Below are 14,553 nucleotides of genomic sequence, written 5' to 3'. Positions count from 1 at the left end.
AAATAAAAAATACGTCTACTTTTTTAACCGCACTTTATACGCAAATTACTTCTACGCCACGAGCCAAAATGACTTGTTTGTCTTGTTCTGATAATCCTGTATCAGTAATAAGCACATCAATTTGTTGCCAAGTTAATTCTAAATTTGGCATTTTTCGACCAATTTTCTGAGATTCCACCATGACAACAACTTCACGAGAAACTTCTGCCATCACCTGGCTTAATCCTACAAGTTCATTAAAAGTCGTAGAACCTCGCGTTAGATCAATGCCATCGGCACCAATAAAAAGTTGATCAAAATCGTAAGAACGTAGCACCTGTTCAGCTACTTTTCCTTGAAACGATTCCGAACGAGTATCCCAAGTTCCCCCTGTCATCAGTAACGTTGGCTCATTTTCCAATGCTCTCAATTCTGTTGCTACCGAAAGCGAGTTCGTCATGACCACTAAGCCTTGTTTTAAATTAAGTTGTTTAATCAAAGCCGCCGTAGTACTACCGCTATCTACGATAATACGATTATGATCACGAATACGTTCGGCGGCAGCTCTCGCTATGACAAACTTTCGTTTCGTAAGTTCATCATTTTCGTTTTCATCAATAATTTCTTTTGGCATTAAAATTGCGCCGCCATATTTACGCAATAAAAAACCATTTGTTTCTAGCGCACTTAAGTCTTTACGAATAGTCACTTCAGATATATCAAAAAGCTGTACTAGCTGCTCTACACTCACCTCACCTTGTTCTTGCAAAAGTTGCATAATTGTATGGCGACGTTGTTTAGTATTACGAGGCTGGCTACTTTTTTTCATAAAGCTATCCTTAAATGCAATAAATTTCGGTTCGAAAGTTTATGTAAACAATATTGTTTTGTAAAGTAAATTTTAGGCAACAAAAAACCCTGCTCATTGGCAGGGTTTAAAATCATTCAAATATTAATTATTTGATTGCATCTTTTAATGCTTTACCAGATACAAACGCTGGCACTTTAGATGCTGCGATTTTAATTTCAGCACCAGTTTGTGGGTTACGACCAGTACGTGCAGCACGTGCATTTACTTTGAATGTACCGAAACCAATTAATTGTACAGGTTCACCTTTTTTGAGGCTTGCAGTAATAGCTTCTAAAGTAGCTTCTAACGCCGCTTTAGCTTGTTTTTTGTTTAATTCTGCAGCACTTGCAATTGCGTCAATTAAATCTGTTTTGTTCATAAATTTGTACCTTCTGTTAAATAAAAATTTGACTCTTCAAAATATGCCTGCGGGCTAACCACAAAAGCTGTGCAAAGGATAATCTAACTTACGATGAATTAAAAGCAAGATTTTTAAAAATTGTGACAAATCTCACGTTATTGATGAAATTCTATACCAATATTAGAGATTCCCTCGGCTCGGATCTCATTTTTTAAATCTAAAATTAATTCAATATCACGTTTTTCACATTCTTTAAGCAAACGATAAACTTGCCATTGCACATCAAGTTCTGCTTGAATATCTTTACTTTCTTTTAGCTCACTTTCCGACCAATCTCGCCCCGTTTCAGTTTCCAATAAACTCGTTACCGTACCTAAAGAAATTAAACTCATTTCCACCGCTCTTTCTAATGTTTCACCAGCGATAATAGCATGTAAAATTTCAGCTAAAGCCTGACAGGCATCTAATGCAGGTACAACACCAAAACTCTCATAATCATTCACATCAGGAATAATCGTTTCCAATTTCTCCAACTGATTTTCAAAGTTGATCTTGGCATCTTTAACCGTTAAATATTCCCACACCAAATTGAGAATATTTTGATACGTTTTGGCTTCAGCGCTAAGCTCGTTCATTTGACAGAACAATTTAAAATTTGGTGCCATACGTTCACATAAAGCAGCCATAAAAGTAAGATGTTGCCAACTTTCTAAGTTTTCTAAACGTTTATGAATCGGGTTTCGCATCTTATTTCCTTAATTCGTAAGAGTTGGAATATTTATGAATCGCATTTATGTTCCGCTTTACAGAGTTCAAGCGTCACATGAATTAATTTGCGAGCGATAGTACCTGTTGGCGGTAATTCTGGCAAGGGTTGATCATAAGAAAACCACTGCGCATCATGAATTTCACTTTCCTGCAACGTAATTTCACCACTCTCATAATCAGCAAGAAAACCGACCATTTGAGAATTTGGAAATGCCCAAGGTTGGCTACCAAAATAACGAATATTTTTTATCAAAATCCCTGTTTCCTCAAAAACCTCTCTCCGTACCGCTTGTTCAAATGTTTCACCGACCTCTACAAAACCAGCAAGAGTGGTATACATTCCTCCGTTCGGGTGATAATGACGCTTGTGATTAGCAAGCAATATTTCTTTGCCACGTCGAACCGCAACAATAATCGATGGACAAATTACAGGATAAGTGCGATACCCGCAGTGAGTGCATTGAACAGCGAGTTCTTCTTGGGTTTGTTGTGTTTTATGACCGCACTTTCCACAGAATTTATGGGTTTTCAGAAAATGATTAATTTCCACACCACGACTTAATATATGGAATTCATCCTCTGGCAGAGAAAGTAATCCACGCAAACTTACATATTCTCGTTCATCACTTTGTTGCTCAGCCACAAGCCACAACGGATGATTTTTCCATTCACCGATTTGCATTGCCTGCAATCCTTCCATTCCAAGGGTTTTAGCCGTACCACAAGGCAACTCATTATTCAGCAAATAAAGGTTCGCCCCCTGAGTAAGCAACCAATAACCAAAATCATCTGGATGAAGTGTTTTCATTTTTTACTCCATAAAAATAACCGCACTTTGAAAGTGCGGTTATTATAAATCTTCTTTTTACAACTCACTAATAATAAGAGTGTTCTCCACGCTGATGTTCGGTTACATCTTTTGCACCTTTTAATTCATTCGGGAATAAGCTAATAAGTTGTTTTTCTACGCCATCTTTTAATGTAACGTCCACCATTGAACAACCGTTACAGCCACCACCAAATTGTAAAATTGCGTAACCATCTTCAGTAATTTCAATTAAAGTGATACGTCCACCATGACTTGCAAGCTGTGGATTAATTTGAGTTTGAATCACATATTCAACACGTTCAATTAATGGCGCATCATCAGCCACCTTACGCATTTTGGCATTTGGCGCTTTTAAGGTAAGCTGCGCACCAAGTTCTTCGGTAACATAATCAATTTCTGCTTCTTCTAAGAAAGGCAAACTCACTTCATCAATAAATGCAGAAAAAGTGTCGTATTTCATTTCAAAATCACTTTCTTCCACGGCATTCGGTGGACAATACGATACGCCACATTCCGCGTTAGGGGTGCCAGGATTAACTACGAAAATACGAATATTCGTTCCTTCTTCTTGTGTGTCTAAAAGTTTTCGAAAATGCGCTTGTGCGGCATCAGAAATAGCGATTTGCTGGGTTGCTTGTTCCATAATTATGTTCCTAAATACTTGAGAGAAAGTATCAGGAATAATACGCTCATCGCGCTTTTTTTTCCAGTGCTTTATATTAAGCTCGCGCCAGTCCCCACACTTGGATCTCCTCCACGCCCAATTTTCGCAACAATTTTGAGATTTCATTGAGCGTAGAACCAGTAGTAATCACATCATCCACCAACGCGACACGACGATAAGGAAATTCATTTTTCGAAACAGCAAGAGAAAAGGCATTTTTTAAATTCTGACGACGATCTTTTGCACTCAAACCACGTTGAGTATGAGTGTGTCTCACGCGTTTTACGATATTGTTCAAATTAGGAATCTCCAGCCAACGACTTAATTGCCGAGATAATAAATCAGCCTGATTATAACCCCGTCGCCACTGACGAAAATGATATAACGGCACGGGAATAATTGCTTCTGGCAATTTAAGTTGATGCGTTCGTTTAGCATCACGCACCGCAAGATATAAAAGCCGAGCCAAAGTGCGGTCAATCCAAAATTGATTTTGAAATTTAAAACGGTGAATCAATACAGAAAGTGGTTCAATATAATGCCCGATAATGACTATCTTATCCCAACTAGGTTCTTGTTTAAGACAATTACCACAATGCTGCGCATAATATTGCAATTCCGCACCACAATGACCGCAATAAGGAAAAGATTTAATTTGTTTTTGGCAACATGAACATAGCCCATTTTTTTCGATATGAAGATTGCTACGACAGTGGATACAGCGAAAATTAAAAAAACTCATCATCTAAGTTATTTTTTACCCACACTTTTTTGTTTCAACGCCTCTAACGTTTCCCCAGCTTTTAAAATATGCGGCGTCACAAAAATCACTAACTCACGTTTTTGATGTCTTTCACTTTCTTTACTAAACAATCGTTTAATGCCAGGTATATCGCCAAGTACTGGCACTTTATCTTCGCTTTTTGTGATCGTATCGTGGAACACGCCGCCAAGCACAATGGTTTCCCCATCTTTGGCAAAAACCTGAGTATTAATTTCTTGCTTATCAATAGAAACCACCTCGTTTTGTCCATAAGCGACACGAGAACCTGGTGAGTTTTGACTCACCAATAAATCAAGCAAAATATTGTTATCTTTAGAAATATGTGGCGTCACTTCCAAACCAAGTACTGCCTCACGAAATTCCACAGATTGTGTATCGTTACGAGTATTGCTCACAACATAAGGAATTTCTGTCCCCTGTTTAATGCTCGCACTTTTCTTATTGGTAGTGAGTAAGCGAGGACTTGCGATAATTTCTACATTATTTTCACGCTCCAAAGCGCTTAATTCTAAATCAAGCAATCGACCATTAATTTTCGCGACTTGTAATGCTATCGAACCAGCAGGTGTCGTCGTTGTTGCAAAATTCACATTAAGATTATCCGTAATATTTTCAAAGCCATTTCCGGCTAAGCTGCCCGCTACACGCGTCGCATTTTCCGTTGGATTAAAAATCCCCCACCGAACACCAAGTTCTTTCAAACTCTCATCCGTAATTGTCACAATACGCGCTTCAATAGCGATCTGCTCAATAGGTTTATCCATTTCAGAAATTAGTTTTTTGATATTTTGCACAGAACGAGGTTCATCCTGAATAACCAGTAAATTACTGCGATCATCAAAGGTAATGCTCCCAGCAGGAGAAAGCAAAGAGCCACTTCCTGTCGTTAAGGATTTCATTAATTCAGAAGCTTTAGCAAAATGGAGTTTAACAGTGTGACTCACTAAATGCGGTTCATTTGTAGTAAGATTTCCTGCAACTTGACCTTTACCTAATTGCCCTCCATTCAGATAATAAATGCCCTCATCTTTGTTCAAAGTAAGCTTCTTACTTTTAGCGATTATTTGTAGCAAACGTGGCATATCAATATTATCTAATTTCAAAGAAATATTGCCTTCTAGCGTCTCATCTATCACTAAATTGACATCATGTTGAAAAGCTAATTGCTCCAGTGTTTGGGCTAAAGGCGCTTGTGATAAACGAATAAAAAAACGTTCGTTATCTGTTTTAGGATTAGCAAAAACGATTAATGGCAAACAAAAACACACTAAAAAACAACCGAACTTTAAAAGATATTTCTTCATAATCTTCCTTTAAAAACTTAATTTTTTCCATTCACTACTATCACATTGCTCCCCTAGCTTGCGCATAAATTGAACATTGTTTTGGTTGATTTTTTCTACAATATAGCCCTCTTGAGCCACATCAACGCCCTCTAAAACGCTGTAAACTTGCAAAGCCTGATCTTGCAATAAGGCAAAGGCTTTATCTTTAGAAATCACTACGCCCACTAATTTTAAAGCGTTCAAAGGAATTTCAGCCGCTTGGCGATTTTCATCTGCTCCACATAGATTATTAGGTACATCTGAGGAAATTATTTCTGTCTGCTCCATCGCTGTTTGTGCGTTATCAAACTGAGAATGGATACGCTGTGTTTTATCGAAAGGATCTTGTCCCCAACTGCAATTCATAAAAAATAATGCAACTAGGAAAAACCAATACTTCATTTTGCCTCCTTATCTAGCTGAAAAATGATCTCGGTTTGCAATGGGCCGTCTTCGGGTTTCATAAATTGCAGCCGACTTACAGAAAGCTGTGACGTATTAGCTAAAAGTGCGGTTAAAAATGTCTTCGTTTTTTCAAAATGCCCAGTAAGCTGTAAATGCAAAATAGGCTGTTGCCCCATTTCCCAACGTAAATGCTGAGATAAACCGTTACGTGCAGCTAAACGTTGAATTTGTTTATTCAACGGCATAATTTGCGCAGCCAGTTCTGGAGAAACTTTTCGACTTTCCGATTGCTGCTGTAAAGAGGTTAAAATTTTTTGTTGATGCAACAATTCTGATCGTTTCTCTGCCAACTCATTTTCGATTTCATGGAAACGTGAGCTCCCCTTGATATAATCTAAAATGGGGCGAAAAATCACCGCACTTAATAACAATAAAAAAGTTAAACCGTGCACATAAAAAGACTGACTTAGCCATTTGCCAAAAGGATTAAAAGGATCGTTAAAAAAGGCTTTCACTTTTTTTCTCCTTGTTCTACATCAAAGCGAAAATACAATGACTGTTGTTCAGGCTGAAACTGGCCCAATTTCACATTGGGAAAATGTTTCTTTAAAAATTGATGAATTAGTTCAAATTCCCTTTGATCTTGCGCATTACCTTCTAAGCTCAAGTTATTCGCATCTTGTTTAAATTTATTCAGTTCTCCTTGTTGAAAAGGTAATTCACTTAGCTGTTGTAAACTCTTTTTTACTTGCTCGTTGGGAATAGATGTCAAAATTTCGCCAACCTGCACTGCACTACGCAACTGTTCAATTTGCTTGGTTGTTTTATGAAGTTGCTGATTAAGTTTTTCAAAAGATGTTTGCTGCGCTTGCAGATCTTGTTTTTGTTGTTCAATTAGATTACTAAAAGCCAAGGTTAAATTAATAGCAAGCAAGATAAATAAAGCGATATAAAAAGCTAAACGACGTAAACGCTTTTGATGTTGATAAGTACGCCAAGGCAATAAATTCATCGACATTTAGCTACTCACTTTTTGTTGATATAAATCTTTTTGCCATAGTGCGTTGCCGAGCGCGATAAAGGGTAAATCCGTTTCTACTCGCTGCCAGTTTTCTGGTAATGGTGTATGACTTGAGGGAATTTGATACACAAAAACTTGTTCAAGTTGCCCTTCAAAACGTTCGGTAAATTGTTCATAAAGTGCGGTCAAATTTTCGTGAGATTGTAAAATTTGCGATTGCTGCGATCTTTCACAAATCGCCAAACAATAGTCATCTTCTTGAAATAAAAATAAGGTATTTTCTGACCGCACTTGTTCATTCAACAAATACTGAAATGCACGCAAAATAGCATTTGACGCAACATCCAATACATTAATTTTAAATGGCTGAAAATCTTGCAAATAAGTTTGAGCAGTATTTTTACGAATTGCAGTAACGTCTAATTGAAAACCTTGCTTTAACGGGGTAGAACGATAATCAAACCATAATTCATCTAAAGAAATAGGCAGCTCTTTTTCAATCACAAATTTACATTGTTGATGACATTCTTGCGCATTTAACACTTGTGGCAACATTAATACTTTCGACCAAGTTAAGTGAGCGGGAATGCTTGCCACAAACTGTAAAGGAAAGGTTTTCCCTTGATATTGTGTTTTTAGCTGTTGTAAAAAACGATTTTTAAAATCACGATCATTAACAAAGATTTGATAACTTTGTGGCTGTTCAAGATCATCAAACCACACGAAATCAAAATAACCCTGCTTACGATGAATGCCGATTTGTAAAGTGCGGTGATTTTTCAGGGGGAATTGCATATTCTTTCCTATTCTTTAAAGGCTGAATCTTTTATACTTAACAACCAAATCATAGGTCTCTTGACAAGAATATTCATTAACGAAGCGAGAATTTTACGATGCGGATCGCAAAATTAATATTAAGCACCCTATTAACTTTATGTATTTTAGGTTTAGTGGCTGGCGGAATGCTGTATTTTCACCTAAAATCTGAATTGCCCTCAGTAGAAACATTAAGAACCGTTGAATTACAACAACCAATGCAGATTTATACGTCTGACGGTAAATTAATTGGCGAAGTGGGCGAGCAACGCCGTATTCCAGTGAAATTAGCAGATGTGCCACAACGCTTAATTGATGCATTTTTAGCGACAGAAGATAGCCGCTTTTACGATCATCACGGATTAGACCCTATCGGCATTGCTCGTGCATTATTTGTCGCAGTGAGTAATGGCGGTGCATCACAAGGTGCAAGTACGATTACTCAACAATTAGCGCGTAACTTTTTTTTAACCCCAGAAAAAACTATTATTCGTAAAGCTCGCGAAGCGGTGCTTGCAGTAGAAATCGAAAATACCCTCAGCAAACAAGAAATCTTAGAGCTTTATTTAAACAAAATCTTTTTAGGCTATCGTTCTTATGGAGTTGCGGCTGCTGCACAAACCTATTTCGGTAAATCATTAAATGAATTGACCTTATCTGAAATGGCGATTATTGCAGGTTTACCTAAAGCACCTTCAACAATGAATCCGCTTTATTCGCTAAAACGTTCAGAAGAACGCCGTAATGTGGTGCTAAGCCGTATGTTAGATGAAAAATACATCAGCAAAGAAGAATATGATGCTGCATTGAAAGAGCCGATTGTGGCGAGCTATCACGGCGCAAAATTTGAATTTCGTGCTGATTATGTCACTGAAATGGTGCGTCAAGAAATGGTGCGTCGTTTTGGCGAAGAAAATGCTTACACCAGTGGTTATAAAGTATTTACCACTGTACTTTCAAAAGACCAAGATGAAGCACAAAAAGCTGTGCGTAATAACTTGATTGATTATGATATGCGTCACGGTTATCGCGGTGGCGCGCCATTATGGCAAAAAAATGAAACCGCTTGGGACAATGATCACATTGTCGGTTTTCTACGCAAACTACCTGATTCAGAGCCATTTATTCCTGCGGCAGTGATTGGAATAGTGAAAGGCGGTGCTGATATATTGCTTGCCTCTGGAGAAAAAATGACCTTATCAACCAATGCAATGCGTTGGACAGGCAGAAGTAATCCTGTGAAAGTCGGCGAGCAAATTTGGATTCGTCAGCGTGCTAATGGGGAATGGCAGTTAGGACAAATTCCCGCAGCAAATTCAGCATTAGTTTCTCTTAATTCAGATAATGGCGCGATTGAAGCAGTGGTGGGTGGCTTTAGTTATGAACAAAGCAAATTCAATCGAGCCACACAGTCTTTAGTTCAAGTGGGTTCCTCTATCAAACCATTTATTTACGCGGCGGCATTAGAAAAAGGCTTAACGCTTTCTAGTGTATTACAAGACAGCCCAATTTCTATTCAAAAGCCGGGACAAAAACTGTGGCAACCGAAAAACACTCCAGATCGTTATGATGGCCCGATGCGTTTGCGCGTAGGATTAGGTCAATCCAAAAATATGATTGCTATTCGTGCGATCCAAACGGCAGGTATTGATTTCACTGCAGAGTTTTTACAACGTTTTGGCTTTAAACGTGATCAATATTTTGCTAGCGAAGCCTTAGCACTTGGTGCAGCCTCTTTCACGCCATTAGAAATGGCGCGAGCTTATGCGGTGTTTGATAATGGCGGTTTCCTCATTGAACCTTATATTATTGAAAAAATTCAAGATAACACAGGAAAAGAATTATTTGTCGCAAACCCTAAAATTGCTTGTATTGAGTGTAATGATATCCCTGTGGTTTATGGTGAAACGAAAGATAAAATCAACGGATTTGCAAATATTCCTTTAGGCGAAAATGCCTTAAAACCAACAGATGACAGCACCAATGGCGAAGAATTAGATCAACAACCTGAAACTGTGCCTGAACTGCCAGAATTACAGTCAAATATGACCGCACTTAAAGAAGATGCGATTGATTTAATGGCAGCAGCAAAAAATGCCTCGTCGAAAATTGAATATGCGCCACGTGTCATTAGTGGCGAACTTGCCTTTCTCATTCGTAGTGCCTTAAATACGGCAATTTATGGCGAACAAGGTTTAGACTGGAAAGGCACAAGTTGGCGCATTGCACAAAGCATTAAACGTAGCGATATAGGCGGTAAAACAGGTACCACCAACAGTTCAAAAGTAGCTTGGTATGCGGGATTTGGTGCAAACTTAGTAACCACAACTTATGTCGGGTTTGATGATAACAAACGTGTACTTGGGCGCGGAGAAGCGGGTACGAAAACAGCCATGCCAGCTTGGATCACTTATATGAAAACGGCTTTGAGTGATAAGCCAGAACGTAAATTGCCACTGCCGCCAAAAATTATGGAAAAAAGTATTGATACGATGACTGGATTGCTTTCTCCAAACGGTGGGCGCAAAGAATATTTTATTGTAGGTACTGAACCAACTAGAACCTATCTTTCGGAAATGCAAGAGCGTGGTTATTACGTTCCTACAGAGTTACAGCAACGCTTAAATAATGAAGGCAATACGCCAGCGACGCAACCACAAGAACTCTTCTAAAAATGACCGCACTTTAGTGTGTAATCGGGCGAGTCAATTGGCTCGCTTTCGTTATAAAACAAAGGATATATTATGCTGAGTTATCGTCACTCATTCCATGCAGGCAATCATGCTGATGTCTTAAAACATATCGTCTTAATGCTTATTTTGGAAAACCTTAAACTCAAAGAAAAAGGCTTTTTTTATTTGGATACGCACTCTGGTGTAGGTCGTTATCGTTTATCCTCAAACGAATCAGAAAAAACGGGGGAATATAAAGAAGGTATTGGACGCTTGTGGGATCAAACAGACTTACCCGAAGATGTTGCTCGTTATGTAAAAATGATCAAAAAACTCAATTATGGTGGCAAAGAACTACGTTATTACGCTGGCTCACCGTTAATTGCCGCGGAATTGTTGCGCCCACAAGATCGTGCACTATTGACCGAGCTTCATCCTAGCGATTATCCAATCCTTCGCAATAATTTTAGCGACTACAAAAATGTCACCGTAAAATGTGACAATGGCTTTCAACAAGTCAAAGCAACGCTACCTCCCAAAGAACGTCGTGGCTTAGTGCTAATCGATCCGCCTTATGAATTAAAAGAAGATTATGATCTTGTCGTCAAAGCTATTGAAGAAGGTTATAAGCGTTTTGCCACTGGTACCTACGCGATTTGGTATCCCGTTGTATTACGCCAACAAACCAAACGTATTTTTAAGGGCTTAGAAGCAACAGGGATTAGAAAAATTCTAAAAATTGAACTCGCTGTTCGCCCTGATAGCGATCAACGAGGTATGACGGCAAGCGGTATGGTGGTAATTAATCCACCTTGGACATTAGAAACCCAAATGAAAGAAATTTTGTCTTATCTCACAAAAACATTAGTTCCAGAAGGTACAGGAAGCTGGACTGTCGAATGGATTACACCTGAATAACCGTCTCTTCCCATTCTAAACCGCACTAAATTTCACCGCACTTTACTTCAAAAGTGCGGTGAAATTTTCTGAGATTTTAAATACCCCAAATCATTAACCCCACTGTTCCCAAAAGCCCATTTTTTCGCTAGAATGCACGCAATTTTTGACTTAATAAAGGATAACATTATGTTTGGAAAAGGCGGTTTAGGCGGCTTAATCAAACAAGCCCAACAAATGCAAGAAAAAATGCAAAAAATGCAGGAAGAAATCGCGCAACTAGAAGTAACGGGTGAATCTGGTGCAGGTTTAGTGAAAATCACAATTAATGGTGCACATAACTGCCGTCGCATTAACATTGATCCGTCTTTAATGGAAGACGATAAAGAAATGTTAGAAGATTTAATCGCAGCTGCTTTTAACGATGCGGTGCGTCGTGCAGAAGAATTACAAAAAGAAAAAATGGCATCGGTTACTGCTGGAATGCCATTACCACCAGGAATGAAGTTTCCGTTTTAATTATTAGGCGCGTGAAGATAAGATTCACGCGTCATCTCTCAGTTTCCTCTCATTAATCACTATGCAAAGCAGTCCACTTTTAGAACACCTTATTGAAAACTTACGTTGTCTTCCAGGCGTGGGGCCTAAATCTGCGCAACGTATGGCTTATCATCTTTTACAGCGTAATCGTAGCGGTGGGATGAATTTGGCTCGAGCACTCACAGAAGCCATGTCTAGAATTGGTCATTGTTCACAGTGTCGGGATTTTACTGAGGAGGAAATTTGCAATATTTGCAATAATCCTCGCCGTCAAAATTCAGGTTTGCTTTGTGTCGTTGAAATGCCTGCAGATATTCAAGCTATTGAGCAAACAGGGCAATTTTCAGGACGTTATTTTGTCTTAATGGGACACTTATCACCACTTGATGGTATTGGACCTCGTGAAATTGGTTTAGATTTACTGCAAAAACGTTTAGTTGAAGAATCTTTCCACGAAGTGATTCTTGCAACAAACCCAACTGTGGAAGGCGATGCAACAGCAAATTACATCGCTGAAATGTGCCGCCAACATAATATCAAAGTGAGTCGTATCGCTCATGGCATTCCTGTCGGTGGTGAACTGGAAACTGTGGACGGCACTACGCTTACTCACTCTTTTCTTGGTCGTCGTCAAATCGACTAATCTTCTCATACCATTATGCGTTTATTTATCGCCGAAAAACCAAGCTTAGCTCGTGCTATTGCAGATGTGCTACCCAAACCCCATCAACGTGGGGATGGTTTTATTAAATGTGGCGATAATGATGTGGTAACTTGGTGTGTAGGGCATTTGCTCGAGCAAGCAGAACCCGATGCCTATGATCCTAAATTCAAACAATGGCGTTTAGAACATCTCCCAATCATTCCCGAAAAATGGCAACTTTTACCGAGAAAAGAAGTGAAAAAACAACTTTCTGTGGTGGAAAAACTGATCCATCAAGCGGATACACTTGTTAATGCAGGAGACCCGGATAGAGAAGGACAATTACTGGTAGATGAAGTGTTCAGTTATGCTAATTTATCTGCCGAAAAACGCGATAAAATTTTACGCTGCTTAATTAGCGACCTGAATCCAAGTGCGGTAGAAAAAGCGGTTAAAAAATTACAACCCAACCGTAACTTTATTCCTCTTGCCACCTCTGCACTCGCACGAGCCCGCGCCGATTGGCTTTATGGTATTAATATGACCAGAGCTTATACCATTCGAGGTAGACAAACTGGCTATGATGGCGTGCTTTCTGTGGGGCGAGTACAAACCCCAGTGTTAGGCTTAATTGTACGCCGAGATTTAGAAATTGAGCATTTCCAACCCAAAGACTTTTTTGAAGTGCTCGCTTGGGTTAATCCAGAGAACAAAGAAGAAAAAACTCCAGAAAAATCAACCGCACTTTTCAGTGCCTTGTGGCAACCAAGCAAAGCTTGTGAAGATTACCAAGATGATGACGGTAGGGTGCTCTCTAAAGGATTAGCAGAAAACGTTGTAAAACGTATTACAAATCAACCAGCAGAAGTAACTGAATATAAAGACGTACGCGAGAAAGAAACGGCGCCTTTGCCTTATTCCCTTTCTGCGTTACAAATTGATGCGGCAAAGCGATTCGGTATGTCCGCTCAAGCCGTATTAGATACGTGCCAACGCCTATATGAAACTCATCGTTTAATTACTTATCCGCGTTCTGATTGTCGCTATTTACCCGAAGAACATTTTGCTGAACGACACAATGTATTAAATGCAATTTCAACCCATTGTGAAGCTTATCAACGCTTACCAAATGTCATTTCAACTGAACAGAGAAATCGCTGTTGGAATGATAAAAAAGTAGAAGCTCACCATGCAATCATTCCGACTGCCAAAAATCGCCCAGTAAATCTAACACAAGAAGAACGTAATATTTACAGCCTTATCGCTCGCCAATATTTAATGCAATTTTGTCCTGACGCAGAATATCGTAAAAGCAAAATCACATTAAATATCGCCGGAGGTACTTTTATAGCTCAAGCGCGAAATTTACAAACGGCGGGGTGGAAAGAATTGTTAGGCAAAGAAGACGACACAGAAAATCAAGAACCCTTATTACCAATAGTAAAGAAAGGACAAATTTTGCATTGTGAACGCGGAGAAGTGATCAGTAAAAAAACTCAACCGCCAAAACCTTTCACGGATGCAACCTTGCTTTCTGCAATGACTGGGATTGCTCGATTTGTACAGAATAAAGAACTCAAAAAAATCCTGCGAGAAACCGATGGATTGGGTACAGAGGCTACTCGCGCAGGCATCATTGAATTACTTTTTAAACGCGGTTTTTTAACGAAAAAAGGGCGAAATATTCACAGTACAGAAACAGGAAGAATTTTAATTCAGGCATTACCAGATATTGCCACCCAACCAGATATGACGGCCCATTGGGAATCGCAACTCACAGACATTAGTCAAAAACAAGCAACCTATCAACAATTTATGCATAACTTAAATCAAATGTTGCCTGATTTAGTCCGTTTTGTAGATCTTAATGCATTAAGACAATTAAGTCGCATTAAAATGATTAAATCCGATAGAGCGAAACTTAAAAGTACGGTAAAAAAATTGAGTAAATCAAACGGTGAAACTGATTAAAGTTAAACCAATTAATATTTTTTTTATG

16 protein-coding genes are annotated in these 14,553 nt (G+C 38.9%); 5 read left to right on the top strand and 11 right to left on the bottom strand.

Annotation, left to right across the window (positions count from 1 at the left end):
- Window positions 1–34: 34 nt before the first annotated feature.
- From DV428_RS02810 to DV428_RS02760, 11 genes are all read right to left on the bottom strand, one after another.
- A complete protein-coding gene (locus DV428_RS02810) occupies window positions 35–808 on the bottom strand; it encodes a DeoR/GlpR family DNA-binding transcription regulator (protein WP_114908603.1) in 774 nt (257 codons plus the stop codon).
- A gap of 127 nt (window positions 809–935) precedes the next feature.
- Entirely contained in the window at window positions 936–1,208 is a 273-nt protein-coding gene (locus DV428_RS02805; protein WP_005634530.1) for an HU family DNA-binding protein, read from the bottom strand.
- Between the two features lie 137 nt (window positions 1,209–1,345).
- Entirely contained in the window at window positions 1,346–1,936 is a 591-nt protein-coding gene (locus tag DV428_RS02800) for a YjaG family protein (RefSeq protein WP_114908602.1), read from the bottom strand.
- Between the two features lie 32 nt (window positions 1,937–1,968).
- Window positions 1,969–2,766: an NAD(+) diphosphatase gene (nudC, locus tag DV428_RS02795; protein ID WP_114908601.1), complete on the bottom strand. Its 798-nt coding sequence runs from the start codon at window positions 2,764–2,766 to the stop codon at window positions 1,969–1,971.
- A gap of 67 nt (window positions 2,767–2,833) precedes the next feature.
- Complete coding sequence (gene nfuA, locus DV428_RS02790) at window positions 2,834–3,430, bottom strand: Fe-S biogenesis protein NfuA (RefSeq protein ID WP_005634545.1); 597 nt, start codon at window positions 3,428–3,430, stop codon at window positions 2,834–2,836.
- A 76-nt stretch (window positions 3,431–3,506) separates the two neighbouring features.
- Entirely contained in the window at window positions 3,507–4,193 is a 687-nt protein-coding gene (locus DV428_RS02785) for a ComF family protein (RefSeq protein ID WP_162790811.1), read from the bottom strand.
- 8 nt (window positions 4,194–4,201) lie between these two features.
- Window positions 4,202–5,539: a type IV pilus secretin PilQ family protein gene (locus DV428_RS02780; RefSeq protein ID WP_114908599.1), complete on the bottom strand. Its 1,338-nt coding sequence runs from the start codon at window positions 5,537–5,539 to the stop codon at window positions 4,202–4,204.
- Window positions 5,540–5,548: 9 nt separating this feature from the next.
- On the bottom strand, window positions 5,549–5,962 hold the full coding sequence (locus DV428_RS02775; protein ID WP_114908598.1) for a pilus assembly protein PilP: 414 nt from the start codon (window positions 5,960–5,962) through the stop codon (window positions 5,549–5,551).
- Window positions 5,959–6,480 (bottom strand): competence protein ComC, encoded by a 522-nt coding sequence (gene comC, locus DV428_RS02770; protein ID WP_114908597.1) that lies wholly within the window; start codon window positions 6,478–6,480, stop codon window positions 5,959–5,961. Before comC ends, DV428_RS02775 begins: the two co-directional genes overlap by 4 nt.
- Window positions 6,477–6,983 (bottom strand): competence protein B, encoded by a 507-nt coding sequence (locus DV428_RS02765; protein ID WP_114908596.1) that lies wholly within the window; start codon window positions 6,981–6,983, stop codon window positions 6,477–6,479. Before DV428_RS02765 ends, comC begins: the two co-directional genes overlap by 4 nt.
- A complete protein-coding gene (locus DV428_RS02760) occupies window positions 6,984–7,781 on the bottom strand; it encodes a type IV pilus biogenesis protein PilM (protein WP_114908595.1) in 798 nt (265 codons plus the stop codon).
- A gap of 98 nt (window positions 7,782–7,879) precedes the next feature.
- Between DV428_RS02760 and DV428_RS02755 the strand changes: the two genes are divergently transcribed.
- The 5 genes from DV428_RS02755 to DV428_RS02735 all read left to right on the top strand — a co-directional run bounded on the left by DV428_RS02755 (window position 7,880) and on the right by DV428_RS02735 (window position 14,525).
- Window positions 7,880–10,474, top strand: a complete 2,595-nt coding sequence (locus DV428_RS02755; protein ID WP_114908594.1) for a penicillin-binding protein 1A — start codon at window positions 7,880–7,882, stop codon at window positions 10,472–10,474.
- A gap of 72 nt (window positions 10,475–10,546) precedes the next feature.
- Window positions 10,547–11,392: a 23S rRNA (adenine(2030)-N(6))-methyltransferase RlmJ gene (locus DV428_RS02750; RefSeq protein ID WP_114908593.1), complete on the top strand. Its 846-nt coding sequence runs from the start codon at window positions 10,547–10,549 to the stop codon at window positions 11,390–11,392.
- 168 nt (window positions 11,393–11,560) lie between these two features.
- Window positions 11,561–11,890, top strand: a complete 330-nt coding sequence (locus tag DV428_RS02745) for a YbaB/EbfC family nucleoid-associated protein (RefSeq protein ID WP_114908592.1) — start codon at window positions 11,561–11,563, stop codon at window positions 11,888–11,890.
- 61 nt (window positions 11,891–11,951) lie between these two features.
- Window positions 11,952–12,554 carry a recombination mediator RecR gene (gene recR, locus DV428_RS02740; RefSeq protein ID WP_053465245.1) on the top strand — a complete coding sequence of 201 codons (603 nt, stop codon included), beginning with the start codon at window positions 11,952–11,954 and terminating at the stop codon, window positions 12,552–12,554.
- Window positions 12,555–12,569: 15 nt separating this feature from the next.
- Window positions 12,570–14,525, top strand: a complete 1,956-nt coding sequence (locus tag DV428_RS02735; RefSeq protein ID WP_114908591.1) for a DNA topoisomerase III — start codon at window positions 12,570–12,572, stop codon at window positions 14,523–14,525.
- Window positions 14,526–14,553: the final 28 nt, after the last annotated feature.

The sequence above is a fragment of the Haemophilus haemolyticus genome, from assembly GCF_003352385.1.
In the GTDB taxonomy this organism is placed as follows: domain Bacteria; phylum Pseudomonadota; class Gammaproteobacteria; order Enterobacterales; family Pasteurellaceae; genus Haemophilus; species Haemophilus haemolyticus_I.
Note: the sequence above shows the minus strand (reverse complement) of the source record. Positions and strands in the feature narration are given on the sequence as shown.